The organism is Pseudoduganella sp. RAF19, from assembly GCF_052114165.1.
GTDB lineage: Bacteria > Pseudomonadota > Gammaproteobacteria > Burkholderiales > Burkholderiaceae_D > Rugamonas.
Map to the genome: position 1 here is coordinate 441,829 of NZ_JBFREF010000006.1, position 25,236 is coordinate 467,064.

General features: G+C 59.0%; 26 protein-coding genes and 1 tRNA gene. 25 read left to right on the forward strand and 2 right to left on the reverse strand.

All coding sequences use genetic code 11. The features are described 5' to 3' along the window. Positions 1 to 7 precede the first annotated feature (7 nt). The 23 genes from AB4Z19_RS18935 (at position 8) to AB4Z19_RS19045 (ending at position 22,354) form a co-directional block, all read left to right on the forward strand. Positions 8 to 253 (forward strand): TraR/DksA C4-type zinc finger protein, encoded by a 246-nt coding sequence (locus AB4Z19_RS18935; RefSeq protein ID WP_442025349.1) that lies wholly within the window; start codon positions 8 to 10, stop codon positions 251 to 253. Next, positions 250 to 627, forward strand: a complete 378-nt coding sequence (locus AB4Z19_RS18940; RefSeq protein ID WP_442025350.1) for a hypothetical protein — start codon at positions 250 to 252, stop codon at positions 625 to 627. Before AB4Z19_RS18935 ends, AB4Z19_RS18940 begins: the two co-directional genes overlap by 4 nt. Continuing rightward, positions 620 to 922 (forward strand): hypothetical protein, encoded by a 303-nt coding sequence (locus tag AB4Z19_RS18945; RefSeq protein WP_442025351.1) that lies wholly within the window; start codon positions 620 to 622, stop codon positions 920 to 922. The genes AB4Z19_RS18940 and AB4Z19_RS18945 overlap by 8 nt, the downstream gene beginning before the upstream one ends. Before the next feature lie 9 nt (positions 923 to 931). Continuing rightward, a complete protein-coding gene (locus tag AB4Z19_RS18950) occupies positions 932 to 1,471 on the forward strand; it encodes a DUF3486 family protein (RefSeq protein ID WP_442025352.1) in 540 nt (179 codons plus the stop codon). Beyond that, entirely contained in the window at positions 1,468 to 2,976 is a 1,509-nt protein-coding gene (locus tag AB4Z19_RS18955) for a hypothetical protein (RefSeq protein WP_442025353.1), read from the forward strand. Before AB4Z19_RS18950 ends, AB4Z19_RS18955 begins: the two co-directional genes overlap by 4 nt. Then, the gene (locus AB4Z19_RS18960; protein ID WP_442025354.1) at positions 2,973 to 4,550 is read left to right on the forward strand and encodes a DUF935 domain-containing protein; all 1,578 of its coding nucleotides are present in this window, start codon (positions 2,973 to 2,975) and stop codon (positions 4,548 to 4,550) included. Before AB4Z19_RS18955 ends, AB4Z19_RS18960 begins: the two co-directional genes overlap by 4 nt. A 1-nt stretch (position 4,551) precedes the next feature. Continuing rightward, complete coding sequence (locus tag AB4Z19_RS18965; RefSeq protein WP_442035783.1) at positions 4,552 to 5,796, forward strand: phage minor head protein; 1,245 nt, start codon at positions 4,552 to 4,554, stop codon at positions 5,794 to 5,796. 31 nt (positions 5,797 to 5,827) lie between these two features. After that, a complete protein-coding gene (locus AB4Z19_RS18970) occupies positions 5,828 to 6,340 on the forward strand; it encodes a phage virion morphogenesis protein (protein ID WP_442025356.1) in 513 nt (170 codons plus the stop codon). A 264-nt stretch (positions 6,341 to 6,604) separates the two neighbouring features. Continuing rightward, positions 6,605 to 7,765 (forward strand): phage protease, encoded by a 1,161-nt coding sequence (locus tag AB4Z19_RS18975; protein WP_442023083.1) that lies wholly within the window; start codon positions 6,605 to 6,607, stop codon positions 7,763 to 7,765. Between the two features lie 25 nt (positions 7,766 to 7,790). After that, the gene (locus AB4Z19_RS18980; protein ID WP_442023084.1) at positions 7,791 to 8,195 is read left to right on the forward strand and encodes a hypothetical protein; all 405 of its coding nucleotides are present in this window, start codon (positions 7,791 to 7,793) and stop codon (positions 8,193 to 8,195) included. A gap of 47 nt (positions 8,196 to 8,242) precedes the next feature. After that, a complete protein-coding gene (locus tag AB4Z19_RS18985) occupies positions 8,243 to 9,169 on the forward strand; it encodes a Mu-like prophage major head subunit gpT family protein (RefSeq protein WP_442023085.1) in 927 nt (308 codons plus the stop codon). 219 nt (positions 9,170 to 9,388) lie between these two features. Continuing rightward, positions 9,389 to 9,745 (forward strand): HI1506-related protein, encoded by a 357-nt coding sequence (locus tag AB4Z19_RS18990; protein ID WP_442023086.1) that lies wholly within the window; start codon positions 9,389 to 9,391, stop codon positions 9,743 to 9,745. After that, on the forward strand, positions 9,742 to 10,140 hold the full coding sequence (locus AB4Z19_RS18995) for a gp436 family protein (RefSeq protein WP_442023087.1): 399 nt from the start codon (positions 9,742 to 9,744) through the stop codon (positions 10,138 to 10,140). The genes AB4Z19_RS18990 and AB4Z19_RS18995 overlap by 4 nt, the downstream gene beginning before the upstream one ends. Beyond that, positions 10,137 to 10,559 carry a phage tail terminator protein gene (locus AB4Z19_RS19000; protein WP_442023088.1) on the forward strand — a complete coding sequence of 141 codons (423 nt, stop codon included), beginning with the start codon at positions 10,137 to 10,139 and terminating at the stop codon, positions 10,557 to 10,559. The genes AB4Z19_RS18995 and AB4Z19_RS19000 overlap by 4 nt, the downstream gene beginning before the upstream one ends. Continuing rightward, positions 10,556 to 10,738, forward strand: a complete 183-nt coding sequence (locus AB4Z19_RS19005) for a hypothetical protein (RefSeq protein ID WP_442035784.1) — start codon at positions 10,556 to 10,558, stop codon at positions 10,736 to 10,738. Before AB4Z19_RS19000 ends, AB4Z19_RS19005 begins: the two co-directional genes overlap by 4 nt. Positions 10,739 to 10,740: 2 nt before the next feature. Next, positions 10,741 to 11,688 (forward strand): phage tail tube protein, encoded by a 948-nt coding sequence (locus AB4Z19_RS19010; protein WP_442023090.1) that lies wholly within the window; start codon positions 10,741 to 10,743, stop codon positions 11,686 to 11,688. 60 nt (positions 11,689 to 11,748) lie between these two features. Then, positions 11,749 to 12,111, forward strand: a complete 363-nt coding sequence (locus AB4Z19_RS19015) for a phage tail assembly chaperone (protein WP_442023091.1) — start codon at positions 11,749 to 11,751, stop codon at positions 12,109 to 12,111. A 35-nt stretch (positions 12,112 to 12,146) separates the two neighbouring features. After that, positions 12,147 to 12,467 carry a DUF1799 domain-containing protein gene (locus AB4Z19_RS19020; protein ID WP_442023092.1) on the forward strand — a complete coding sequence of 107 codons (321 nt, stop codon included), beginning with the start codon at positions 12,147 to 12,149 and terminating at the stop codon, positions 12,465 to 12,467. 2 nt (positions 12,468 to 12,469) lie between these two features. Further along, positions 12,470 to 17,617 carry a phage tail length tape measure family protein gene (locus AB4Z19_RS19025; RefSeq protein WP_442023093.1) on the forward strand — a complete coding sequence of 1,716 codons (5,148 nt, stop codon included), beginning with the start codon at positions 12,470 to 12,472 and terminating at the stop codon, positions 17,615 to 17,617. Next, the gene (locus tag AB4Z19_RS19030; protein WP_442023094.1) at positions 17,618 to 19,147 is read left to right on the forward strand and encodes a hypothetical protein; all 1,530 of its coding nucleotides are present in this window, start codon (positions 17,618 to 17,620) and stop codon (positions 19,145 to 19,147) included. 14 nt (positions 19,148 to 19,161) lie between these two features. Next, a complete protein-coding gene (locus tag AB4Z19_RS19035) occupies positions 19,162 to 20,007 on the forward strand; it encodes a hypothetical protein (protein WP_442023095.1) in 846 nt (281 codons plus the stop codon). Further along, complete coding sequence (locus tag AB4Z19_RS19040; RefSeq protein ID WP_442035785.1) at positions 20,004 to 22,202, forward strand: hypothetical protein; 2,199 nt, start codon at positions 20,004 to 20,006, stop codon at positions 22,200 to 22,202. The genes AB4Z19_RS19035 and AB4Z19_RS19040 overlap by 4 nt, the downstream gene beginning before the upstream one ends. Next, positions 22,202 to 22,354, forward strand: coding sequence for a hypothetical protein (locus AB4Z19_RS19045; RefSeq protein ID WP_442023097.1), 153 nt, complete (start codon positions 22,202 to 22,204; stop codon positions 22,352 to 22,354). Before AB4Z19_RS19040 ends, AB4Z19_RS19045 begins: the two co-directional genes overlap by 1 nt. Positions 22,355 to 22,503: 149 nt before the next feature. Here the strand turns inward: AB4Z19_RS19045 and AB4Z19_RS19050 are convergent, their stop codons facing one another. Then, positions 22,504 to 22,926 (reverse strand): hypothetical protein, encoded by a 423-nt coding sequence (locus tag AB4Z19_RS19050; RefSeq protein WP_442035786.1) that lies wholly within the window; start codon positions 22,924 to 22,926, stop codon positions 22,504 to 22,506. Positions 22,927 to 23,545: 619 nt separating this feature from the next. Here AB4Z19_RS19050 and AB4Z19_RS19055 point away from each other — a divergent pair. Next, positions 23,546 to 24,043, forward strand: a complete 498-nt coding sequence (locus tag AB4Z19_RS19055) for a hypothetical protein (protein ID WP_442025455.1) — start codon at positions 23,546 to 23,548, stop codon at positions 24,041 to 24,043. Positions 24,044 to 24,164: 121 nt separating this feature from the next. Here AB4Z19_RS19055 and AB4Z19_RS19060 read toward each other — a convergent pair. Further along, a tRNA-Phe gene (locus AB4Z19_RS19060) sits at positions 24,165 to 24,240 on the reverse strand. Positions 24,241 to 24,396: 156 nt separating this feature from the next. On the opposite strand from AB4Z19_RS19060, the gene dkgB reads away from it, so the two are divergent. After that, entirely contained in the window at positions 24,397 to 25,200 is an 804-nt protein-coding gene (gene dkgB / locus AB4Z19_RS19065; protein WP_442025454.1) for a 2,5-didehydrogluconate reductase DkgB, read from the forward strand. Positions 25,201 to 25,236: the final 36 nt, after the last annotated feature.

Sequence of the window (25,236 nt, forward strand, 5' to 3'; positions counted from 1 at the left end):
ACACGAAATGACCGATATCGCAGACAACGCGGTGCAAACCGAACAAGAGGCACGGGACCGCGCCCTGAAGGCCCAACAACAGCGCGCCGGCCTGCGCGACAAGACCGTAGCAGACTCTGCCGAGTTCTGCGAAGCATGCGGCGACCACATCATCCCTGCGCGGCGCGTCGCAATGCCAGGTGTGCAGACGTGCCTGGCATGCCAGGAAGAGCAGGAATATGCCCTGCGCGTTCACACGCGGGGCTATCCATGAAGGTGGAGCTGGAACTGTGGCACTTGATTGGTCTGCTCATTACGTGCGCTGGCGCCTGCTGGGCTGTCGGCCAGATGTTCTTCACCCAGTTTGAAAAACGCCTGTCCGAGCGGTTCAACGCCCAGGAGGCCGCCACCGCCGCCTCGCACAGCGACCTGCGCCAGACCATGCAGCAACACCTGGCCAAGGAAAGCAAAGTGCTGGACATGGTGCAGCAGCTGGAGCGTGAATTCCTGACCTGGCGCGCGGAACTGCCAAACCAATATGTCCGCCGCGAGGACTACATCCGCAACCAGACCATCATCGAAAGCAAGCTGGACACCATATCGTCCAAGATGGAAATTCTGCAACTGAAAGGCAAACACAATGATTGACCAAGCCAAGATTCGCCGTGAGGGTATGCGTTGGTATCTGCTGCTGACCCTGTATAACGCCCAGCCTGTTGGCTGCTACGAAGAACTGCTGCTGCAGACGCTGCAGGCGTTGTACCAGGACGCAACTCAGATGGATATCCGCAAGCAGCTGGACTACCTGGAGGAGCGCTGCCTGCTGGAAGTGCACCGCGAGCCGGATGGCCGCTGGTTCGCCAAGCTAATCCGCTACGGCATTGACCTGGTCGAATACACCATCGACTGCGAGCCTGGCATCGCACGTCCCGTTAAATCGTAAGGGGAGCGCATGCCGCCACGTTCAAAGGTCGAGCAGCTGCCGGCCGAACTGAAAGCCTGGCTCGATGCGCGCCTGGTCGAAAACGGGTTCTCCGGTTATGACGTGCTGGAGGCGGAAATTAACGACCGCCTCACCGCTGCAGGCGCTGGCTTCACCGTTGGGAAGTCCAGCATTCATCGCTATGGTGCTGATTTCAGTGATCGTCTGAAGGCGTTAAAGCTGGTCAGCGAACAGGCTAAGGCCGTCATCGAGGGCAGCCAGGACGATGAGGACGCTGTCAGCCAGGCACTCATCCGCATGACCCAGGAGAAGCTGTTTAACGTCGTCCTGGATATGCAGGTTGATCCGAAGTCCCTGGACTTGGCCAAGATGACGCGTGCCATCGCTGACTTGTCCCGCGCATCGATCAGCAATAAGCGCTTTGCCTCTGAGGTCAAAGCGCGCGCAGCTGCTGCCGCTGACGAAGTTGGTAAAGTCGTTAAACAAGCCGGCCTGTCGCCGGAAACCGCCGACTTGATCCGGCGCCAGATTCTGGGCATTGCCGGATGAGCGAGCTGGCACCTTTTGTTCTGCTGCCGTATCAGCAGCGCTGGATCGCTGACAAGGCGCCGGTCAAGGTCTGCGAAAAATCGCGCCGCGTTGGTCTGTCCTGGGCCGAGGCAGCAGATGCATCGCTGACTGCCGCATCGTCGTCGGACGCGGGCGGCGACGATACCTGGTACATCGGCTACAACCAGGACATGGCGAAGGAGTTTATCCGCGATGCTGCGTTCTGGGCCAAACACTACGGCCTGGCCGCGTCTGAAATGGAAGAATCCGTGTTCGTTGACGAGGACAAGGATATCGTCACCTTCGGCATTCGATTCGCTTCCGGCTTCCGCGTCACCGCGCTGTCCAGCCGACCATCCAACCTTCGCGGTAAGCAAGGTCGCGTGGTGATCGATGAGGCGGCATTCCACGATGACTTGGCAGGTCTCATTAAGGCCGCCATGGCACTGCTCATGTGGGGCGGCAAGGTCCGGATTATCTCCACGCATGAAGGCGACCAGAACCCGTTTAACGAGTTGATCGAGGACTGCCGCGCCAGCAAGCTGCCGTATAGCGTGCACCGAATTGAATTCAAATCGGCTATCGAGGATGGTCTATTTCAACGTATATGCTTGGCCACCCATCAGGTCTGGTCCCCCAAAGCCGAGGCCGAGTGGGTTGCGTCCATGTACGCCGTCTATGGTGATAACGCCAGCGAAGAGCTGGACGTTAATCCCAGCTCTGGCAGCGGTGCCTATCTGTCGCGCACGCTGGTGGAGAACTGCATGCAGGATGGCATCCCCGTCCTGCGCCTGGCGCTGCCGGATGAGTTTACGTTTCTGCCTGAGCGCATACGTCAAGCTGAAGCTGAGGACTGGTGCAAAGAGTTTCTGCTGCCGCTTCTGGCCAAATTGGACCCGAACCTTGACCACTACTTTGGTGAAGACTTCGCCCGCAGCGGTGACTTGACCAGTTTCTGGCCCTTGGTCGAAACCAAGGAGCTGAAACTGGTAACGCCGTTCCTGGTGGAGTTGCGCAATGTGCCGTTTGAACAGCAGAAGCAAATCCTGCACTACATGCTGGATCGTCTGCCGCGCTTCCGGGCCGGCGCCATGGACGCGCGCGGCAACGGTTCCTGGTTGGCGGAAGTGACGGCGCAGAAGTATGGCCAAGAGCGCATCGCCTGCATCATGTTGTCCGTCGAGTGGTACAGGGAGAACATGCCAGCCTTCAAGGCTGCATTTGAGGACCAGACCTTGACCATCCCGAAGGACGCCGACGTGCTGGCCGACTTGCGCCTGGTGCGCCTGGAGAAAGGCGTGGCCAAGGTGCCCGATACCGCACACACCAAAGGCAGCGACGGCCGCGCACGTCACGGCGACACCGCCATTGCACTGGCTCTGGCCACATACGCCGTATTCCGCATGGAGCCGCCCATGGCGATCTGTGAGGGATTTCAATCAATCGGGCGCCGTGGCCAGGCTGGCCGCGAAGACGCCGACTTACGCTCTAGGAGCATGTTGTGACCCAAATTCTTGACCATTACGGCCAGCCCATCGACCAGGGCAAGCTGAGAGAGCCGCAGACCGCGCGCATCACGACGCTGGAGAATCGGTATTTAACGCCGATGCTTAGCGGGCTGACGCCGGCACGTCTGCAGGCGGTCCTGCAGGCAGCTGACCAGGGATCGCTGATCGACCAGCACCGTCTGTTCTCTGACATGGAAGAGCGCGATGGTCACCTGTGCGCCGAGATGAGCAAGCGTAAGGGCGCCATCGTCAGCCTGCCGTGGGATGTCATTCCGCCCGAAAACGCCACCGCGCAAGAAAAGGCCGCTACCGACTGGGTACGCGAAGCGTTAAAGAACTGCGCGGACGCGATGGAAGACCTGCTGCTGTCGTCCATGGATGCGGTAGGCCACGGCTTCGCGCCAATCGAAATTGAATGGCGCCAGGAAGACGGCGAGCGCTTGCCTGCTTTCCATCCGCGTCCCCAGGAATGGTTCCAGCTGAACATGGGCAGGACCGCCATCACGCTGCAGGATGGCAGCGTAGATGGCGCCGCGTTGCAGCCATTCGGTTGGGTCATGCACAGCCCGACCAAGGCAAAGACTGGCTACGCCGGCCGCATGGGCCTCTATCGAACCCTGGTCTGGCCGTTCCTGTACAAGGCGTATTCCCTGGGTGACTTCGCGGAGTTCCTGGAGACTTATGGCCTTCCCATTATCATGGGTAAGTACAACAACAGCGCGACGGCGGCCGAGAAGGCATCCCTGATGCGGGCCGTGACAGCTCTTGGCCATGATGCCCGCGCCATCATGCCGGCGGACATGCAGATCGAGCTGCAGACCGCTGCCAGTGGCAGTGGCGAGTCCGGCCACCTGGCGATGATGGCCTGGGCAGATAAGACGGAATCCAAGGTCATCCTGGGGCAAACTTTAACGGCCGATACCGGCGCCAAGGGTGGCGGCAGCTTCGCACTGGGCAAGGTCCATGCCGAAGTGCGCCGCGACATCTTGCGCAGTGATGCGCGCCAGGTGGCCGCAACGATTACCCGCGACGTGGTATTCCCGATGGTGGTGTTAAACCGGCCTGGTGTGACGGCGTTACGCCGTTGCCCGCGCTTCGTGCTCGATGTAGAAGAGCCGGAAGACCTGGTGGCGTATGCTGACGCACTGCCCAAGCTGGTTGGCGTGGGCTTCAAAGTTCCCGTGGACTGGGCACATGAACGGCTGCACATTCCTCAGCCCACGGACGGCCAGGAGACGCTGCGCATTGCGCCGCAGGTGCTTCCGGCCGATAAGCCAGCGCAGGCAGCCCTTACAGGTGTGGTGACTATCGGCGCTGCGCCTGCAGCACCGCTACCCGATCCAACAGCTGATGCGACAGCGCAGCTGGTCAGCGAAGCGCAACCTGCTTGGGAGGCGGTGATGGCGGATGTCCTGGCAAAAGTTAACGCAGCCACCAGCATGGCTAACTTGCAGCGAGACCTGGTCGCAGCTTTCGGCGGAGTTCCCGAAGAGAACTTCGTTAAAATCATGCAGACAGCGTTTGCCGTAGCCGAACTAAAAGGCTTGAGCGACGTGCAAGAGGGGGCATAGCGTGTCAGTCACCGTTGCCAAATCCAAACCATTTAAGGAGCAGCTGGACTTCTTTAAGGCAAAGCTGAATCTGCCGACAGATCGCTGGGACGACATCATGCACGGCGCGCACGACCGCGCCTTTGTCGTGGCCGGCGCTGCGCAGGCAGACCTCTTGAACGATCTGCGGCAGGCAGTCCAGAAGGCCATCGAACAGGGCACAGGGCTGGACGAATTCCGTAAGGATTTCAGGAAACTCGTCCAGCGGCATGGTTGGACCGGCTGGACTGGAGAAGGCAGCGAAGCAGGGGAAGCCTGGCGCATGCGAATCATCTATCAAACTAACATTGCCACCAGCTACGCCGCTGGTCGCTGGAAGCAGTTGACTAATGCCAAGCTGCTTATGGTCGCGCCGTACTGGAAATACGTGCATTCGGATACCGTCGAACACCCTAGGGAACTGCACAAGTCTTGGAATGGATTGGTGCTGCCATATGATCACCCATTCTGGCAAACGCACTTTCCGCCCAATGGATGGGGCTGTCAATGTAGGGTGTTCGCAGTAGACCAGCGCGAATATGAAAAGGCGAAGGCCGAGGGGCGCGCCGAGGCTCCGCCCGGTTGGGATCAGATTGATCCGAAAACTGGTGCTCCCTTAGGCATTGACAGAGGGTTTGCATATGCACCTGGCGCGAACGCAGACAAGCCACTGCAGCAGCTAATAGATGACAAATTGGTGAAACTCGATGCGCCGATAGGTTCACAGCTCTATGAAGTGATGCAAACGCCCCTTCAGGCAGAGCGAAACGCCGCCCACCAGGATTTTGTAAATTCGGTCTTTGCCGACCCGGTTGTGCGCGGCCGTACCACAATTGCAGGCGCCATATCGCCTGACGTTCTCGCCTGGCTAGCCGCTAACAAGAACATCGTGCCGGCCAGCGCGGAGATCGTCTTGAAGGACGGTCTTTTGCTTGAGCAAGCTGGCGTGCGCAGTGAGTTTGTCGGCGAGACGTTGGCTATTCAGGATTGGACTGGCCTGTTAGAAGGCTTGGCCAGCCCAGCCCAAGTGTTGTTTGATACGAATAGCGGCATGCTGCTGTATATCTTAGGAACGGCGGGAAATAGCCAACAGAAACTTGCCATCGAACTGGATTACAAGGTCGCAAAGCGCGCTGGAGCGTTAAACAAGATCATCTCGGCGTTTAAGCTATCGGATGAAAAGATCGCGGCAGCCATTTATGACGGACTGCTGCAAGTAGTGAAGTGAGCGGCTGATGGATCAAGTGCAGAGGTAATCGATGTCAACGTATATTGAAGTCAAAGCCGACCAGGTACAGCACGCGCTGGCCCAGCTGCTGGAGCGAACAGGCGACGTAGAGCCGTTCTTTCGGCGCATTGGCGAAGCCTGGCTGGACCGCATCCATACGCGTTTTGAGACCAGCACAGGCCCGGATGGTACGCCATGGGCGACTAACAGCCCGGTAACCATTGCCAGGTACATCGCCTCTATGGGGGGCAAGAGCAAGGGCGGCAAGGCAGCACTACCAGGGAAAAAGCCGCTGATCGGTGCGAGCCGGCGCCTGATAAGTTCCTTTCATTTCGACGCCGACGCCGAGAGCTTGACCATTGCATCTGTGGTGCCTTATGTATTTATGCAGCACTTCGGTGGGACCAAGCTGCAGTTTCCTCACCTGTGGGGGGATATTCCTGCCAGGCCTATGCTTCCGATCCAGGGGGATGGCACGCTGTACCCGCAAGAAGAGACCGAAATAATCGAGATGCTGCAGCAGTACCTGGTGCCGGATCAATAGGTATAGTGTCGAACGGCGGCGCCGGGAAATTTCTGGCGCCGTGGCCATAAAACGTGGAAAATACTCGCAGCAGGTTAGAGCGTTTTTTTAGGATAAGCCTGCGTCTATCCCCGGCTTCGATGCGTTCCAAGCTTTTAACGCGTCATTAACGCCCCTCCTGCGCCTTCGCGCGCGCAAGAACACTCCTTCAAAACCAATATAGCCCAGCGGCTGTCATCGGACAGCCTTACGTCAGCATGGTCCGGCCGTCATCATCGGTCCACCATGAAACACAAGACCACCTCCAACAACCAAGCAGCCGGCCCGCTGATCGCTATCGCGGCCTGCTCAATGGTGCTGACCACCAGCAGCGAAATTCAGCTCATGCCTGCCGGCCTGTTTAAGGCGTTTGATGGCCGCCCTGGCATCGTGGATGGCAAACCGACTGGTATCCCTGCCTGGCACATTGACGACAACAAGGCCGCCGCACTGGTGGCAGCTATCAATGCTCGCCCTAATCAGTATGTGATCGATTACGAGCACCAGACGCTCAAGGCGAAAGACAACGGCCAGCCAGCGCCTGCAGCTGGCTGGTTCTCCACGGTCGAATGGCGTCCTGGCCAAGGGCTGTTCGCTACTGACGTGGTCTGGACGGCGCCAGCCAAGCAGATGATCGAGAACGAGGAATACAAGTTTATTTCGCCCGTACTCGCCTATGACAACGCTGGCGCCGTCGTTGGCCTGCTCATGGCCGCCATCACCAATTTCCCGGCAATTCTCGGCATGGACGAAATCATGCTGGCCGCCGCCACCGCGCAATTTGCTGCTCTCTCTACCCCCGTCCCTCAACAACAGGAGATTCAATTGGACCTGGACGCACTGCTCGAACAACTCCGCTGGATGCTCAACCTGCCCATCTCGGCCACCGCCGAAGACGTGCAGGCCGAGCTGACCAAGCTGGCCAATATGCTCAAGGAAGGCCGCGACGCCAACACCGCTGCGGCGACCGGCGATGTGATTGGCCTTATTAACGGTATGCGTGCCAACGTGGCCGCGCTGTCGGGTGCCACCCCGGACCCAGCCAAGTGGGTGCCTATCGAAACCATGAACGCGATGCACCAGCAGATTGCTGCGCTGACCGCCAACGCGAACACCGTTTCGCTTGACGAGACCGTCCGCGCCGCGCTGGCCAGCGGCAAGCTGCTGCCAGCTCAGGAAGCCTGGGCGCGCAATCTGGGTGCAAACAACATGGCCGCCTTGACGGCATTCCTGGGCACCACGCCGACGATTGCGGCATTGAACGGCATGCAGACGGTCAATGTGCCGCCGAACAGCATCAAGCCAGGCGTAGCCGCGCTGACTGCTGACCAGAAATCCCTGTGCGCTGCCTTTGGCGTGTCTGAGGAACAGTACGCCACCGCTGCGGCCGCACTGTCCCAGGGCTAATTGATAACCCAACCTGGAGAATTACATGACCGCACTGACTGCTGACCGCAACACTCCATCGAAGAAAACGCAGCGCCTGCCTGTCCTGGTTGCCGCCAACGCGAAGATTTATGCCGGTGCCATCGTCGCTGCCAGCGCTACCGGCTTCGCTGTTCCCGGCTCCACGGCCGCCACGCTGACCTACCTGGGCCGCGCTGAGGAATTCGTGGACAACACGGGTGGTGCCGATGGCGCCCAGACCATCCAGGTGGCGCGCGGCGAAGCCTTCTTCTACTCCAACCTCGGCGCTGACCCCGTCGTCCAGGCTGACCTGGGCAAGACCTGCTACATCGTGGACGACCAGACCGTTGCGCACTCCAACGGTGGCAATACCCGTTCGCCGGCCGGCAAGGTGGTTGGCGTTGAAAGCGCTGGCGTCTGGGTCGAGTAAGACCGCGCCAACCAGTGACCTCACTCATATATTAAGGAACCCATCTCATGTTGGTTAATAAGCAGAATATCCAAGCCTTGTTCGTGGGCCTGATGGCGACTTTCAACAAGGCCTTTACCGCCGCGCCATCCCAATGGCAGAAAGTCGCCATGCTGGTCCCGTCGACCACGGCCTTGAATGACTACAGCTGGCTGTCGAACTTCCCGGCCATGCGCGAGTGGATTGGCGACAAGGTAATCAAGAGCCTGGAAGCCTTCGACTACACCATCAAGAACAAGGACTGGGAATCGACCATCCGCGTTAAACGTAACGACATCGAAGACGACAACCTGGGCAATTACAAGATTCAAGCGGAAGGCGCCGGCAACTCGGCCGCGCAGCTGCCCGACGAGATCGTGTTCGCTCTCCTGGGCAATGGCTTCGTCAACAAGTGCTATGACGGCCAATACTTCTTCGATTCGGACCACCCGGTCAAGAAGAAGGACGGCAGCATCACATCGGTCAGCAACGTGACCAATCTCAAGCTGTCGGTGGCAACGCTGTCCGCTGCACAGTCCAGCCTGGGCGCGGCCGAAGTCGCGCTGTTTAAGATGAAGGATGACGAAGAGCGCTCCCTCAACGTCCGCCCGAATGTGCTGGTGGTAGGTGCCAACCAGATGACCGTGGCGCAGACCCTGATGACCACGGATCGCCTGGAAGACGGCAAGCCGAACCCGTACAAGGGCAAGTATGAAGTAGTGGCGGACGGTCGCCTGCCGGACAACTTCTGGGCACTGATGGATGCCACCAAGCCCGTTAAACCGATCATCTACCAGCAGCGCAAGAAGCCTGAGCTGGTTCAGCAAACTGGCATGGACTCCGACGCGGTCTTCCTGCGTGGAGAGTATCTGTTCGGTGCTGAAGCGCGCGGCAATGGCGGCTATGGCTTCTGGCAGCTGGCCTACGGTTCTACCGGCACCACCGACCCTGTCTAAGCCGGCCTGACCCGACTGCAGCCCGGTTTTGTGCCGGGCTGTACCTGAATTCACCCACACCAGGAGCATCCCATCATGGGAAAAAACGCCAAGCCCTCGGCCCCGGGCAAAAAGGGTCAAAGCGCACCATCCGTTACTGGAAGCGCTGCAAATGCGAGCAAACCAGACGAAGTGAAAAGCACCGTATCCCCAGGTCAGCCATCGACTCCGGGCGATTCGATGAATGCTGGTTCTGGCGTTGACGAGCTGGGCCAGGGCTCCGGCAACAATGACGGCGCCGGCCAGTTGGAAGAAAACACCGGCAATTATGCTGACGCCGAAAAGCCAGAAGCGTTGAACTTGGCCGGCCAGGCTGAAACTGCCGTGGCCTCGCGAGACGATGGCACCGTTGCCTGCGTGATCGTAGCTGCCAAGACCGACGGTTTCCGTCGTGCCGGCCGCGCCTGGAGCACCAAGCCACGCGCTATCCCCCAGGTGCATTTCACGGACGAAGAACTGGCCGCGCTGTGCAACGACCCGCACCTGATCGTCAGCGCTGGCCAAGTGCCCGCTGACAAGGTCGAGCACCACGTATGACTTACGCCGTCCGCAGCGACCTGGAGCAGCGTTACGGCGCCGACGAGGTGGCGCAACGTGAACTAATGCTGCCGGCCGGCGCCGTCGATCTCGCCCTGCAGGACGCTGACGCCACTATTAACGGCTACCTGGGCAATCGCTACAGCCTGCCGCTGGTGACCGTGCCGGCCAATCTCGTCCAGGTGGCCAGCGCTCTGGCGCGGTATTCGATCCTGGGCGACTCGGCCACTGACCGTGCCGTCAACGACTTTCGCGATGCGATGGCCTGGCTGCGCGACGTGTCGGCCGGGAAGGTCAAGCTGCAGGACGTGGTGCCTATCCCAGGCAACGAGCCGGCCACTGTCGTCATGGCCACGTCGTCGCCATCTGTGTTCGGACGCAATGCCCGCCCATGATTGACGCGATCGTTAAACGCATCACCGAGCATGTGCCGGACCTGAAGCTGGTTGGCAGCGTAGCGGAGTTCCAGCTGGCAGTGCAGTCAGCGCCGAAAGCCACACCGGCCTGTTTCGTGCTGAACCTGGGCGAGCGGCGCGGTCCAGTGGCGGAGGCAAACATCCTCATGCAGCGTACGCAGGCTAGTGTGGGAGTCATCTTCGCAGTGCGTAACGCTGCCGACCCGATGGGCGCCGCAGCCTCCCAAGACCTGCAGGCGCTGCGCGACCTGGTCACAGACCAAATCTATGGCTGGGTGCCGCAAGAAGGCGCAGACCCGCTGGAGCGGGGCAATAGCAACCTCCTGACGTTCCAGCACGGCTGCGTGTGGTGGCAAGACATTTATTCAACCTCCTACTACGAAAGGAGCAAGCAGTGAGCAAAGAAGTGACCAAGGATGCGGGCGCTGGCCCGTTCTTCAAGGACTGCCCTCACTGGGGCAAAGGTGGCAGCTACACCTTTGACCCGGTCAGTGGGCAGCGTACCAAGACGACCGGCAACGAACCTGGCGCAGAAGGCGTGCCGGAGAAGGCTGCCATCAAAACGAAGGAAAAATAAGCATGCCAAACATCGTATCTTCGCCGCGCCTCTTCAAAAAGAAAGTGGTCTTGGCCAAGCTGGAGACCGCTTACGGCACCGACGTAACCCCGAGTGGCGCCGCTAACTGGATCGAGGCACGTAACGTCAGCCTGACACCGATGGATGTAGAAAAGGCAGATCGCAATATCGACATCCCATCCCTGGGCAGTTCCGGCAGCATCATCGTGGCTGCCTGGGCCAAACTGGCCTATGACGTCGCGATGGCGCCGTCTGGTAGTGCAGGCGTAGCGCCAAAATGGGCGCCGCTGCTGCAGGCCTGCGGCTTCGCTGAAACGGTCACGCCGACCACGTCGGTGACCTACAACCTGGTCAGCGCCGATTTCGACAGTCTGACCAGCTATATCAACATGGACGGCACGCTGCACAAGATGCCAGGTATGCGCGGCGAGGTGAAAGCGAAGATGCCAGCCAAAGGGCTGCCCATGTTCAGCTTCTCCTTCGATTCCGTCTATGTGCAGCCTGTTTCCGGCTTGCCGCCTGTAATCAGCCGTACTGGCTGGACCATCGAGGAAGGTGTCAACAGCGCCAACACCGGCCCCGCGACCATCAACGGCGTGGACCTGGCGTTCTCCAACCTGGAATGGGCACTGGGCAACAAGATTGGCCGCGTTGACCTGCCAGGCCCGCAGGTCGAGGTGCAGATTACCGACCGCAGCCTGACCGGTTCCATTACGGTCCTGGCACCACCGCTGGCCGATTTCGACCCGTTCGCCCTGGCGCGTTCGGGAGCAACCGTACCGGTGACCACAACTCACGGCAGCGCGGCCGGCAAGAAACTGCAGATGGACCTGCTGGTACGCATCACTGGCGCCGACTATGACCAGGTCGAGGGAATGCTGGCCTATAAGCTGACCCTCGAAGGTCCACCAGTCCTGGGCAACGACGAAATTGCACTGACCCTGCTGTAACCCCGTGCGGCCTTCGGGCCGCGCTTTCAAACCCCATCTTTTAACGCATAGAGAATCCAAATGATTAAGATTGCATCGAACCCATCCTATACCGCCCCTTGCACCTTTACCCGCCCGATTGATGGTGGCCAAGTTGAAACCATCACCTTCATGGCCAAGTTCCGCCGCCAGACGCAGGACCAGGTGGAAGAAATCTACAACCGCTTTACAGGTGGCGAGAAGAACGTGGTCCGCACGACCGCCGCTGACGCTCAGCTGGTGCACGAAGTGATGTGCGGCTGGGACGGTGTCGGTAACCAGGACGGCGAATCGCTGGAGTTCAATGCAACCAATCTCGGCCTGCTTCTGAACGAACACGGTGCCCGCGCGGCCATCGTGCGCTCGTTCTTTGAATCGATCCAGGGCGCCGCCGCAAAAAACTAACCGAGGCTGCCATCGCCTGGGCGGGTGGCAGCACCATGCCAGGCCAGGACGAACTGGCCGAAGACATGGAGTTCTTCGGCCTGTACGCCGAGGCCGAGGAATACGCCAGAAGGCCTGCCCCAGTAGTGGAGTTGTGGCCAGAGCATGTGACCTGTTACCGGGTCTTCGTCGCCCTGGAAACGCAGTGGCGCATGGTAGTGGGATTCGCCGGCCTCTATTACCAGGGCATCGACTACACAAACGCCAAGTCCACCATGGAATTGATGGCTGTGCCGGCGAACGAGTGGCCGCAAGTGTTCGATGGCCTGCGCGTGATGGAGCGTGCGGCCAAGACTGTACTTAATAAAAAGGAGTGAATGTGACCCAGCCAATTCAATTCGGTATCCGCATCGACGTGGACCGTCGCCAGGCAAGAGCGGAACTGGAGGGATTGGGCGACGATGTCACGAACACCTCCAATCGCATTGCACAGGCTGGCCAAGCCATGGCAAGCGGCCTGGCCGCTGTGCCTGGCGCAGTGGCCGCCAGTGCGCAAAGCGTTAATGCTTTCGGCGAGACCGAGGCGCAGACCACCGAGCGCATCCGCAACATGGTGGCCGCTTCGGTGGCGCAGACTACGGCCCTTGCCGAATCGGCTGCCGCAGCTGACAACGCCGCCACGGCTACCCGTCGTGTCAATACGGAAAATACTGACCTGGCCGCGACTCTGGCTCGCCAGACTGCGCAGATGGCCCGCAGCACCGCCTTGCCTCCTGTGCAGGCCCAATCCTCGGAAGAGTCCGAGAAGTATGTGGCAGCACTTCGCCGCCAGGCGGATATGGTTGGCCTGAATGCTGCGGAGCAGGCCAAACTGGAAACCAAGCTACGCGGCGGCAGTGCCGCGTTGCAGGCACAGGCTTATGCGGCCGTGGACAATGCCCAGGCACTGCGCGAGCAGATCGCCGCAGAGCAGAAGAGCAGCCAGGCCGCAGACGCCTTTATCGCCAAGCTGAAAGAGCAAGTCGATACGCTGGGCATGAGCCGTACGCAGCTGCTCGCCCACCGCGCCGCGCAGTTGGGTGTCGCGGATGCCGCAGCACCGTTAATTTCCCGTCTTAACGAAGCCGGCGCCAGCGCCAACGCTGCCGGCGCGCACGCCGAAGGTCTGAGCTTTAAAACAGCCGGCGCACGCAAAGAACTTCTGGTGCTCGCCCACGAGCTGAGCCAGGGGCAGTTCCAGCGCTTCGGCGGTTCCATGATGGTCCTGGGTGAGCAAACTGGCGCCGCCGGCTTGCTGTTCAGCGCAGCGGGCCTGACTGCGCTCGGCCTGGCGGCAGCCGTTGGCGTGGTGGGTTACGCCATGGTCAAGGGCGCATCCGACCAAAAGGAAATGCAGAATGCGCTCATCTTGAGCGGCAACTATGCGGGCCTCACCAGCGATTCGTTAAACGACCTGGCGCACCAGGCCGTGGAAACGGGCGGCAGCATTGGCGAGGCAAAGAAGGCGGTCATCGAGCTGGCCGGTACGGGCAAATTCACCAGTGAGCAAATCGGCCAGATCGGCCAGGCGGCCGTGGCCATGGAACTGGCAACCGGCCAGTCCATCCAGAAGACCATCAAGCAGTTTGAGTCCCTGGCCGTCGAATCGTCCGGCAATTCCGCCCGTTCGACGGAGGCAATCTCCAAGGCAGCACTCAAACTCAATGACCAGTATCACTTCCTGACCGAGGCCGTCTATGAGCAGATTCGCGCCTTGGAGAAGGAAGGCGATGCGAAAGGCGCGTCCGCGCTGGCCACGGAAACGCTGGCCAAGGTGACCAAGGACCGGGCCGACCAGATTATCAGCAATACGGGCTACATCGCGAAGGGCTGGCATGGCGTTAAAGAGGCCATTGGTCTGGCCATTGACGCCATGGGCGACTGGGGCAAGAAGGTCACGCCGGCAATGGAAGTAGCGCGCCTGCAGAAGGAAATCGCGCAGATTGACAACGGCACCTATTCCGCCACCCATGGCGGCAGCCGTGACGCATACGACCAGGCCACGTTGACGGCAATTCGCGCATCCAACGTCAAGGCGCTGGCCAAGGCCCAAGACGACCTGAACAAGGTGAACCAGACGGCGGCCGAACAGGGCCGCCAGGCAGCCATCCAGGCTGAGGGGGCGCATGCTGCATCTCGCATCACCTACGATGACACCCGCCTGCAGAAGAAAGGCCTGGGCGAGCTGGAGGTTGCGTTGCGCGAATACGCGGACGACGTGGCCAAGGTTCGTGCYGCCAATCCTAACAGCTCGTTGGTCACGGATGACGCTGTCGCGGCGCATATTGCCGCGATCAAGAAGGCTCATGCCGAATCCCAAAAGGGGAACAACGACCGCGCCAAATTGCTGCAGGACGCACTCTTGCAAGAGCAGACGGCACTGGACCGCGAGAAGAGCATCTATGACGACCGCGACAAGATGCTCACGTTGTATCACACGAAGTTCGGCACTTCGGACGCGGAGTTTTACGCTGGCCGCAAGTCGGCCCGCGATGAATACATTGCAGCCGAGGCTGCCGCCTTCGCTCGCGAGGCGGACTTAATCAAGAGCGCAGGCACCAAGGCCAGCACGCCGGCTGAAATCGCGGCCAACAAAGAGAAATACGACGCACTGCTGCGCCAGCATCTGCAGTTCCTGGACAAGATGAAGGCGCAGAGCACCGAGGACGCCGTTAATGAGGCGGCCGATGCGAAAAAGCGCTACGACGACACCATCAAGGCGATCCAGGCGAACGGCGTCGAAGAGGTCAAACAGCTCGATGGCGCAATAGCCAAGCAGAAGGAACACAACGCGGAGATTGGCAAGACCAAGGAACAGATCGAGCTGGCCCGCAAGGCTGTGGTCGATCTGCAGACCGCGCAGTTGGAAAGTGACGCGGAATTCATCCGCAATGCGTTGGCTAAAGAGCAGTTCAACACTGAAGCTCGCACCGCGTACGAAATGCGCCTGCAGTTCCTGGAACAGGAAATCGCCAAGCGCAAAGAACTGGCCGGCGTCATGGCTTCTGGCGCCATCCTGGAAGCGAATGCAACTGCTGCCAAGCGCGCAGCGACGGACTGGAACGACACGGCCAAGACTGTTTCGACCACCTTGGCCGATGCTATCGCCAATGGTGGCGGCAATGCCTGGAAGAAGCTGAAGGCCTCGATTGTCAGCCAGGTGTTAAATGTTCCCATCAACATGGTGTCGAGCGGCGCCGCTTCGTTCCTGAACCCTACGGCACCACAGGCGCAGGGCGCAGTTTCCACCGTGGGCAATGCTCTGCAAACCGGAAATTCCTTCGTGAACATGGCCGGCAATGCCGGCAGCGCGATCCTCGCGGCCGGCAACTTCGCCGGCTCATCGACTATTGCGGCCTTTGGCAGCGGCCTGCAGCTGGGCGGTGGTGCAACCGAAGCCATCGCGGCCTATAACGCAGCTGGCCTGACTAGCGTTGGCAGCGCCATGAGCGCAGGCTCCGCTATCTCTACCGCCATTGCCGCAATCCCAGGTTGGGGCTGGGCCGCAATGGGCGCCGCAGCGCTGATTGGTATGAGCGGCATTTTCGGTCACGGCAAGGAGGATGACACTCACCTGAAGTTCGCCAGCAACAACACGGCCGGCAATATCAGCATCAACGAGCGCGGCAATGAGGGTAAGACAAACCAATCCTACATTGACGACTTCGGCACCTCGTCTTTCGGCACCTTTGGTGTTGCGTCCAGCTTCTGGATGAGCAGTGCCCAGCCGGCTGTGCAGCAGTTCATCCAGACCGTATCCAAGACGGATGATGTGCTGGCCGGCTTTTTGAGCAGCACAGAGCAGGCATCCGTTAAATCCTACCTCACGGGCAAGGACTACACCGCGCACACCGGAGCGGAAGGCGACAACCCGAACTCCAAGGGCCAGCTGGACGACGTGTTTAAGGAACGCCTCAATAATATCTTTGAGGGCATCCAGCCAGGTCTATCTGGCCTCATCCAAGGATTTAGCGGGACGACCCAGGAGCTGGCCACCGAAGCTGCCGCCATCCTGAAGTATCGCCAGGCATTGACCGACCAGGGCGAGGCGCTATTCGGCGCCAAGGTCTCCCTAGAGCAGATCGCGGCGCTGCGCCTGCCGACCGAGGCCACGTCGGTAGCCCTGACACGCGTGGCCAATGAGTTCAGCGCGACCAACCAGGTTGCGCTGTCCATGGGCAAGACCGTCCAGGACGTGTGGGGCACCATCGGCCTGGAATCTGAGAAGGCTCGCCAACAGCTGATTTCTGCTGCAGGCGGTTTGGATCATTTGAGCCAGGGCGCCGCGTACTTCGCGGAGAACTTCCTGACGGACGATGAGAAGAATGCGCCACTCATCAAGAGCGTTAAAGAGCAGATGTCCGCGCTGGGCCTGGAAAGCGTCACGACCAAGGACCAATTCAAAGACCTGGTGAAGGGCTTAGACCTCACTACGGAAGCCGGCGCCAAGGAATATGCACAGCTCATGGACCTGGCGCCAGCGTTCCTGACCGCCGCTGATGCGACGGCCGCAGCCATTGATAAAGCGACTCAGGCTGCCAAGGACGCAGAAGAGGCTGCATCGAAAAGCATCTCTGATGCGCAAAGTGCGCTGGCCGGCGCCTACGACCAGGAATCGAACCGCCTGGCCAACCTGATTAAGCTGCGCCAGGACGAGGCCGCTGCGATCCAAAAACAGATCGATTCGCTCAAGTTGGGCGACCTGTCCACGCTGACGCCGGAGCAGAAGTACCAGGAAGCCAAACGCCAGTTTGAAAACGCTAAACCGGAAGACCAGGCTGCAGCGGCCCAGGCGTTCCTGGAGGCATCGCGCAGCTACTACGGCAGCACCAGCAACTACGCCAAGGACTATGCGATGGTGCAGTCCTCGCTTGCGAAGTCCGCCAATGCCGCTCAGTCTGCGGCGAACATCGCGCAGCAGCAGCTGGACCAACTGAAGGACCAGGTAGGCAACCTCATCAAGATTGAGGACAACACCAAGGGCGTGCGCGAAGCCATCCTGGAGCTGGGCCAGGCGCTGTTAAAGAGCAGCAAACCAGCGGACGTCGCGCAAGGCAACAGCGCCATCGACAAAGTTCTGACGCAGACCTACCAGGACTTGCTGGGACGCGACCCGGACGCTGATGGCTTCGCCTGGTGGAAGGACAAGATTTCGCATGGTCTGTCCTATGACGACCTGATTGCCGGCTTTGAGAATTCCGATGAGTACAAATTCCTTCACGGCTCGCACGCGAACGGTCTGGATTATGTCCCGTTTGATGGCTACCGTGCCGAGCTGCACCAGGGCGAGCGCGTCCAGACCGCCGCCCAGGTAGCGAACGAACGCGCTGCGTCAGCACAGATCGTCCGGCTGCTTAACAGCCTGCTAGAAGAAGCCCGCGCCGATAAGCCGCAACGTGCGGAAGTGGCCCGCGCAACCCTGGACAAACTTGACCAGGTAGCCGACGGCCTGCAGGCGACCAAGCGACAAATTGCACGAAAGGCATAAATGATCCTGATTGAAGTTACGGCCGCTATCGATGCGGATGGCACTCTGCAGACGTTCTATCTGAGCGAAGACACCTTCATCACTTCCGCGACCGATACGCCTGCGCACACGGCCTTTGCTGCCGCCTTGCTTGATCCTGGTTCGATTGGCGTACATGCCTATTCGGACGATAAGACGAGCGGTGGCTCGGCATCCCTGGAGACAGGCGAAATCGTCATCGCGAACGCTGATGGCCAATTCGATAGCTGGATTAACTATGGCTTTGACGGTCGCCCGATAGTCATTCGCTACGGAACTGGCGGAAGCTATCCAGCAGCGTATCCGGTCATCTTTCGCGGAACAATGGAAACGGTAGAAGCCAGCTGGAACACGATGACCATTCGGCTGCGCGACAAGCAGGCCATTTTCGATGTGCCACTGCTCAAGACGCGCTACGCCGGCAATAACCTGCCGCCTAATGGCTTTGAGGGCACCGCCAACGACATCAAGGGCAAGGTTAAGCCGCGCGTATTTGGGACGGTGTTCCAGGTGCCTGCAGTCCAGGTCAACAGCTCTAAGTTGATCTACCAGATTAACGATGGCGCCGTTTCGTCCATCGTGGCCGTCTACGACCGAGGCGGCGCCTTGACGATTGGCGCCAACCTGCCAGATCGCGCGAGCCTGGCAGCTTCGACTCCTGGTGCGGGCAATGTTTTCACATGCCTGGCTGAAGGCCTATTCATGCTTGGTGCAACCCCTTCGGGGATCATTACGGCGGATGTGGTCCAGGGCGCAGCAAGCGAGCGAACTGTTGGCCAGGTGCTGAAGGCCATCGCTGTTGCATCGGGCCTGGCTTCGTCATCGGTCGCAGCGGCCGACGTGGCTGCATTGGATGCATTTAACGCATCGCCTGTGGGAATCTGGATCGATGATGAGGGCACGACAGTGCGCGAGGCAATGGACCAGGTGGCGGCAACCATTGGCGCCTGGTACGTCTTCGATACCGACGACACGTTGCGCATGGGCGTGCTGAGCGCGCCGGCCGGCACGCCCGTGATGACGCTGCAAGACTTCGATACTGGCGAAAACATCGAACGCCGGCCGCCGCGCGACAACGCAGTGCCGGTCTGGCGCGTGACGGTGCAGCATACGCGCTTGTGGAACGTCATGCAGCCACAAGACATCGTCGGATCAGCTACGCAAGACCAGGTCAACTATCTGACGCAGCAGACTCGTGCCGAATCGGCCTCTGATAGCAATGTCCAGAAGCGATACCTGCTGGCGAGCGACATAGCGATATCGAGTCTGTTCACCAGCGCCGCCCCAGCAGCGGCAGAAGCATCCCGCCAGCTGCAGCTGCAGAAGGTGCAGCGCACGGTCTTTGAGGTTCCTGTGCCTGTCGAACTGGTCAGCGCCGCCCAACCCAAGTTTATGGACCCCGTCATGCTGCTCCTTGGTCGATTCGGCCTGCAGGCCGGCCAGTTGTTTCGAATCATCGGAAAGCGCCTGGAGCTATCCAAGAAGACGATTTATTTAACGGTGTGGGGGTAAGGATGGCTAATTGCATGATCGGTTTTCCAAACCTGCTTACGAGCGCCACGGTCAACTCGGGTTCCTGGATCAACTCGCTGCCTTTAGCGAACATCTTAGGTCGCACACTTGGCCGCGTGGCGCGAAGCGTTGGCCTGTCTACCGATGCGACCCGCTTCATTGTCGATCTCGGCTCGGCTCAGGATGTCCGGCTGGTCGCTTTGATTAATCACAACCTGAGCATCTACGCAAAGGTGAGGATTGAGGGAAGCAATGACGCATCGTTCTCGTCCACCTTGTACGACAGTGGTTGGACTGATGCCTGGCCGGATATGTACCCATACGGCAGCCTTGAGTGGGAAGACGACCGCTGGTGGTCGCGGAAATACACGCTTGCTGAGATTAAGGGGTATGTCGCTGCTGCACGCCACATCTTGCCCTCGTCGCGTCTGGCCCGCTATTGGCGGATCACGATGAGCGATCCCACAAATACAGACGGATATGTGCAGCTTGGCCGTGTCTTCATCGGCCCGGTTTGGCAGCCAACCTACAACTACGCGCGGGGCAGTTCTCTGACTTTCGAGACCAAAACCGATGTGCAGGAGGCGCTGGGCGGCGCCGAATACTTCCAGGAGCGTAAGCCTTATCGCGTGACGAAGTTCTCCCTGGAGCACCTGACGGAAGATCAGGCCATGTTTCATGCCTTTGAGCTGGACCGCCTGGCAGGCATCAGCGGAGAGGTCTTCTGGATTCAAGACCCAGAGGACACGATCCACTCGATTCGTCGGCAGTATCTCGGCCGATTCCGCCAGTTGAGTGCATTGGACCACCCTTACTTTAACAACTACCGTAAAGCCTACGAAATCAAGGAGCTGCTATGACCACCCTACTGGTGAATGGAAACACGTACACGGACGACGATGACCCGCTGACTGGCATGGGGCGCGGCGGTTATCGCGACCGCCTGCTGCCGATGCTGAGTGACACCATGACCGACGTGGGCGGCAAGAAGGATGCTGCCGCTGCATCGGTAACGGCAGCCGCCGCCAGCGCAGCAGCTGCCGCTGGTTCGGCAGCGACTGCTGCGTCCGCGCCAGGGACGTCTGCAACCAGCGCTTCCGCTGCGTCGATTGGTACTGGCGTGGTGAATATCGTCATCCAGGCAAACAAGGCGATTGTGCCTGGCATGAGCGTTAAAATGGCTGTGACCGCTGCGGCATCGAACTGGAATCACGGTGACGTCCAGGCCTATAACTCGGCAACGGGTGCATTGACGATTAACGTTACACGCACGCAAACTGACCCGGTCAACCCTGTTGCCAATTCGTCCGCGTGGACTGTCAGCTTGTCTTCGCCAAGCTATCAGAATGGCGCGGTTGGCGGAGCGTACTACAACAACTCGATTACAGCAGATATTGTCCTCGCTGCGAACAGCCCTCGGTTGCAAGCTCTTGCGGCTATTCGTCCAGGTGTTTCCGTCATTTTGCCGGATGCGACGACGCTGCCGCCTGGTCCTGGTCAGTTTGAGCTGCGCAGCATGGCTGGCTACGCATCAGATTACGAATTCGATATAGCCATTAAAGACAAGGCAGGTAATCTCCTGGGCTTCCTATCCCCGTCGGCCAGCGTAACCTTAGGGTTGATTGATAACACCAGCGCTTCGGGAATTTGGCACATTCCAGGGCTTCTGCCGATTGGCTCGCCAGCGCTCGGCAAGGTGAGCCTGGCTTCAGTGGTGAACGGCTCCGGGGGCACTTGGACCAAAGTAGTTCAATTGGACGTTACGCGCGCTTTGTTGTTGATCTATGGTGTCTCGCTGCATGCCGTTATCTTCGATGCTTCCACTGGCACGTTTGGCACGCCGGTTCTGCTGCGCGCAACACTTTCTACGACCGGCGTGGATGCCACCGTGGCGGGTCTTCTGATTGGCACAAACCAAGTGCTGGTCACGTCGGCCCAGGACGGAACCACCGCACTGCAAACGGTGGTCCTGTCTATCAGCGGCAGCGCGATCACGCCTGGCACTGTCGTTAGCACTACTCTTGCCGCGACGCTTACTCGCATCGTGGATTTTGTGACTGTGGGCAGTACCTATGTCCTCGCCTATGCAGTATCCACGACGGCCTTACGCACTTTGGTTATTACGGTTTCGGGAACGACTCCAACGGTAGGGGCCGAGATAGCCGCGACTACTACTGGCGTCATGGCCATTTTGCCGATGACGGCGACACTATTCATTGCCCTGATTTCTTCAGGCACAACTGCCATCGTTGCGCGCCCAGTGACGATATCGGGCACTACCCAGTCGCTCGGCACCACAGCATCTCTCGCCTGCACCACGCTGGACTCGTTTGCGGTGCGGCTGGTCAGCACGGGCCGTTGGATGGCTGCAGTTATCAACGGCACGGCCAAGGCGGCAATCGTGTCCGTGTCCGGCACAGTGGCCGCATGGACTGCGCAGGTCGCTATGTCCACCATCACCAACATTAACGTTGGCGGCATGGTCACCAACTCGGGACCAGGGACGCCTGCTATTACCGTGGCCACGTCGGGACTGGACGGCAGCGGCCGGTTTGTCACCGAGTTTGCGCACATCTACGACAACGCTGGCACACCAACATCTGCTGGTTCGTTCATCCTGCGCGCATTCGCAGCTGCTCAAACTGTCGTGGCTTTGAGCGACGTTTCGACACTATCCTACTGGCTGGTCACGTCGGCCAAGGAAGCGCTGGTACTTCGGTTTAGCTCCGTTGTCTCGTTCATTCTGAACTCTGAATACCGCATCGGTGCCATCGCGGCGAACGCCCAGGCGATGCCCTCGGCAGACCCGCTATATCCGAAGGTCAACCTGGCGCGCAACGCGCTGGCTGGCTCCAGCTATATCGGCCTTGGCGACGGCAGCAAAGAGAGTCTGCGCATTCAACCAGGCTCCTACCTGACCGTCATGGACCGTCCATTCCAGGCCGTAAACAATATGTCCTACTGCGCCAAGGGCGCCGATGATTCCGAAGCCTGGGTGGCCTTTAGCCAGGCACCTGAAACTGCTGTATATCTCCAGAAAGTGAAGGTTGCGTGATGATCTTTGTAGACACCGATGTGGGCACCTTCGGCCCATACGCCACGGTTGAAGTGTTGGACGACCGCCTGCGCGTTGATGAGGCAGAGCTGCCGTTTACGGTTATAGGGAACTGGGAACGATTGGAAGCGGCTGCTGTTAGCGGTGAATAACAGATCTGGGTGGCCCTTGCTTTAATCCGCTTTCATACGGCGACAGCAATTAGCCGACACCTTCCGCGCGTAGTGCGGATGTTGCGATGGCAACGAATCTACGGGTGTGCGGGCCAAACGCTGTAACTCGGCTTGGCCCCACATTCCCGCTATTGTGCTGTATTAGCAGCAGTCGGTCGGTTTGCTGCGGCCATCTCATTAGTTCTGGCCATTTGCTCTACTGCCTCCTGCTGCATGTCCCTGATTGCGGACGAATTTGAGTCGATAGACCTTTCGAGCGCGTACGCTTGCTGCGCTAAATCAGCCATATCTGATATGGCCGTCTCATAAACACGGAGCACTTCAGGGTCAGTTCCTTGTACAAGAAGCAACCGGTTATTCGCCCACCGCATTTGTTTCATAATGGCCGAGCCATTCATAGCAGCCAACAGGTATTGATAGTTCCTCAAAGAGCGCTTGCGCTCATTTAGCTGCCCCCACTGGTAAATTGCGATCACAGAACTGGCGAAACCTAGCGCCCAGCCGAGCCAGACAAGAATATCAGTGATGGCCTGTTTCGTTGCGGAATCCATTATTTCCTTTCATGGTAAATGATGCCAATTTAACAGGAAATGGATGAGTCGCAGCATCTTTTAACGGGATTGCGGGGTGTTGCTGATATACTGTATGCATGTACAGTATCAAACCACCAGTAGCTATTGCCGAGGCCAGTCGCCCTAGTATTGAGGGAGCGTTGGTGCGCGTGACGCTCTTGCGTCAAAACGGCCTGCGGCTGGACGAAAGCGCCTTAGCTCCATCTCTGCAGGGGCGTATATGGTTCCGAAGGGCAGATGGTGGAACGTACTGGCGGCCGGACCACGTAGAGCTACTTGGGGGGAATTCCAGCATACCCACAAGCCTGCACAAGCCTCTATTTCAACCAGTTATTCGACGCTGGGACGAACGCGGTATTGTGCTGTCTGGATGGGAAATAGACACTGTGGATGGCAGGATCGTTGAATTCCGCCAGATGTGGAGAGTGGAGTCTGTCTAGCGGCACCTGGCAATTTGCAGATCATTTATCTGGACAACCCCAAGGATTTTGAGCCTAGACAGCGAGCGACGTTACAAAGTGGGAAGGCTGAGTTGTTGTGTTTTGAAAACCTTCAGGGCAATATGAACCACCGTTAAATTTTTGACATAGGGGGACATATGTTGCAAAGCCTGGCCAGGGACGAGGTATTCATCGAGCAACAAGATCAGTCCAGAATAGGACCTTTTAGGGCATCGGTTAGCCCTACCCAAGCAACCCTCTTTGAGGAGCATATAGACGTGCAAGAAGGGCAGATACTTATCCGCGTACTGCCTCAGCGTGAAGAGCGTTATTTGATAACGACTGCTTATTTCAGCCAGGGTCTCTCTGCAATCCCGCCTAACTGGCAACTGAAGCTGAGTAAAACAACTGCGATTCGGGATCAGCCTCTGACCAAAAACACGACAGTAAACATTCACCAATCAAATGGCATTCAGGTCGGGGACAACAACACTCAATCCATCGAGATCGCCATTGAGAATTTACTGCAGCGCATTGAGAACGCAAAGGCTTCGACTGAACAGAAGGCCGAAGCTAAAGGTCTATTGGCCAAGTTTCTTGCTCACCCACTAGTGACCGCTGTGGTGGGGGCTGGGGTGACCAGTTTGATTGGTTAGCGGAGCCTGACTCACGTGCCAAACCGCGCGCAAATTGGTGCCAAACCGCGCGCCGCGCTACAGATTAGGCGTGCTGAAAACAAAAACGCCACCCGAAGGTGGCGTTTTTTCTTTTTATTCTTGGTGGCCCGGGGCGGAATCGAACCACCGACACAAGGATTTTCAATCCTCTGCTCTACCAACTGAGCTACCAGGCCAAGAGGCAGCATTATAGCAGGCCGATAGCCGTTTGCAATAGCCTTTTGCTGAGCTAATTTCAGGATTATTGACTGCTCCGCAGATATCTTTTGTGGTTTGGGCGGTTTTTCTCAACAAAGCGCCGGTGCATAGTGTTGGCTTTCAAGGAGAACACAATGAACATTCCATCTTTTGGCCTGGGTACTTTCCGCCTGCAAGGGCAGGTGGTGATCGATTCCGTCCGTAATGGGCTGGATGCCGGCTATCGCCATATCGATACTGCACAAATTTACGGCAATGAAGCCGAAGTCGGGCAAGCGCTGGCCGACAGCGGTGTCGCGCGTGACGAGCTGTTCGTGACGACCAAGGTCTGGACCGAGCACCTGGCGGCGGGCAAGCTGATCCCCAGCCTGAAAGAAAGCCTGCGCAAGCTGCGTCTGGAGCAGCTGGACCTGGCGCTGATCCACTGGCCATCGCCTGGCGATGCCGTGCCGGTTGCCGAATACATGGGCGAGCTGGCGCTGGCGCGCGAGCAGGGACTGACCAAACTGATCGGCGTTTCCAATTTCACGGTACGCCATATGGAAGAGGCCATTACCGCGGTCGGTGCGGCGCAGATTGCGACCAACCAGGTCGAAATTCATCCCTTCCTGCAAAACCGCAAGGTCGTCGACTTCGCGCGCAAGCAAGGCATTCATCTGACTGCCTACATGCCGCTGGCTTACGGCAAGGTGATGCAGGACCCGGTAATCGTGCGCATTGCAGAGCGCCACGGCGCCACGCCGGCCCAGATTGCGCTGGCCTGGTCGCTGCAGCTGGGCTATGCCGTAATTCCGTCCTCGACCAAGCGCGCCAATCTCGAAGCCAACCTGGCCGCCCAGCGCATCAAACTGAGCGGCGAAGACATGGCCGCCATCGCCACCCTGGATCGCAACGACCGCATTGCCAATCCCGCCGGCATCGCCCCAGCCTGGGACTAAACCATGGGATCTGCCCCCAGGGTGTAGGAAAGTTAT

Bases quoted from the DNA above. Each gene is read 5' to 3' on its own strand.
- AB4Z19_RS18945 (WP_442025351.1), top strand. From the start codon at position 620: ATGATTGACCAAGCCAAGATTCGCCGTGAGGGTATGCGTTGGTATCTG.
- AB4Z19_RS18990 (WP_442023086.1), top strand. From the start codon at position 9,389: ATGAATGCTGGTTCTGGCGTTGACGAGCTGGGCCAGGGCTCCGGCAAC.
- AB4Z19_RS18970 (WP_442025356.1), top strand. From the start codon at position 5,828: ATGTCAACGTATATTGAAGTCAAAGCCGACCAGGTACAGCACGCGCTG.
- AB4Z19_RS18985 (WP_442023085.1), top strand. From the start codon at position 8,243: ATGTTGGTTAATAAGCAGAATATCCAAGCCTTGTTCGTGGGCCTGATG.
- dkgB (WP_442025454.1), top strand. From the start codon at position 24,397: ATGAACATTCCATCTTTTGGCCTGGGTACTTTCCGCCTGCAAGGGCAG.
- AB4Z19_RS18950 (WP_442025352.1), top strand. From the start codon at position 932: ATGCCGCCACGTTCAAAGGTCGAGCAGCTGCCGGCCGAACTGAAAGCC.
- AB4Z19_RS19035 (WP_442023095.1), top strand. From the start codon at position 19,162: ATGATCGGTTTTCCAAACCTGCTTACGAGCGCCACGGTCAACTCGGGT.
- AB4Z19_RS19010 (WP_442023090.1), top strand. From the start codon at position 10,741: ATGCCAAACATCGTATCTTCGCCGCGCCTCTTCAAAAAGAAAGTGGTC.
- AB4Z19_RS18980 (WP_442023084.1), top strand. From the start codon at position 7,791: ATGACCGCACTGACTGCTGACCGCAACACTCCATCGAAGAAAACGCAG.
- AB4Z19_RS18940 (WP_442025350.1), top strand. From the start codon at position 250: ATGAAGGTGGAGCTGGAACTGTGGCACTTGATTGGTCTGCTCATTACG.
- AB4Z19_RS18995 (WP_442023087.1), top strand. From the start codon at position 9,742: ATGACTTACGCCGTCCGCAGCGACCTGGAGCAGCGTTACGGCGCCGAC.
- AB4Z19_RS19040 (WP_442035785.1), top strand. From the start codon at position 20,004: ATGACCACCCTACTGGTGAATGGAAACACGTACACGGACGACGATGAC.
- AB4Z19_RS18935 (WP_442025349.1), top strand. From the start codon at position 8: ATGACCGATATCGCAGACAACGCGGTGCAAACCGAACAAGAGGCACGG.
- AB4Z19_RS19015 (WP_442023091.1), top strand. From the start codon at position 11,749: ATGATTAAGATTGCATCGAACCCATCCTATACCGCCCCTTGCACCTTT.
- AB4Z19_RS18975 (WP_442023083.1), top strand. From the start codon at position 6,605: ATGAAACACAAGACCACCTCCAACAACCAAGCAGCCGGCCCGCTGATC.
- AB4Z19_RS19050 (WP_442035786.1), bottom strand. From the start codon at position 22,926: ATGGATTCCGCAACGAAACAGGCCATCACTGATATTCTTGTCTGGCTC.
- AB4Z19_RS19020 (WP_442023092.1), top strand. From the start codon at position 12,147: ATGCCAGGCCAGGACGAACTGGCCGAAGACATGGAGTTCTTCGGCCTG.
- AB4Z19_RS19000 (WP_442023088.1), top strand. From the start codon at position 10,137: ATGATTGACGCGATCGTTAAACGCATCACCGAGCATGTGCCGGACCTG.
- AB4Z19_RS18955 (WP_442025353.1), top strand. From the start codon at position 1,468: ATGAGCGAGCTGGCACCTTTTGTTCTGCTGCCGTATCAGCAGCGCTGG.
- AB4Z19_RS19030 (WP_442023094.1), top strand. From the start codon at position 17,618: ATGATCCTGATTGAAGTTACGGCCGCTATCGATGCGGATGGCACTCTG.
- AB4Z19_RS19045 (WP_442023097.1), top strand. From the start codon at position 22,202: ATGATCTTTGTAGACACCGATGTGGGCACCTTCGGCCCATACGCCACG.
- AB4Z19_RS19055 (WP_442025455.1), top strand. From the start codon at position 23,546: ATGTTGCAAAGCCTGGCCAGGGACGAGGTATTCATCGAGCAACAAGAT.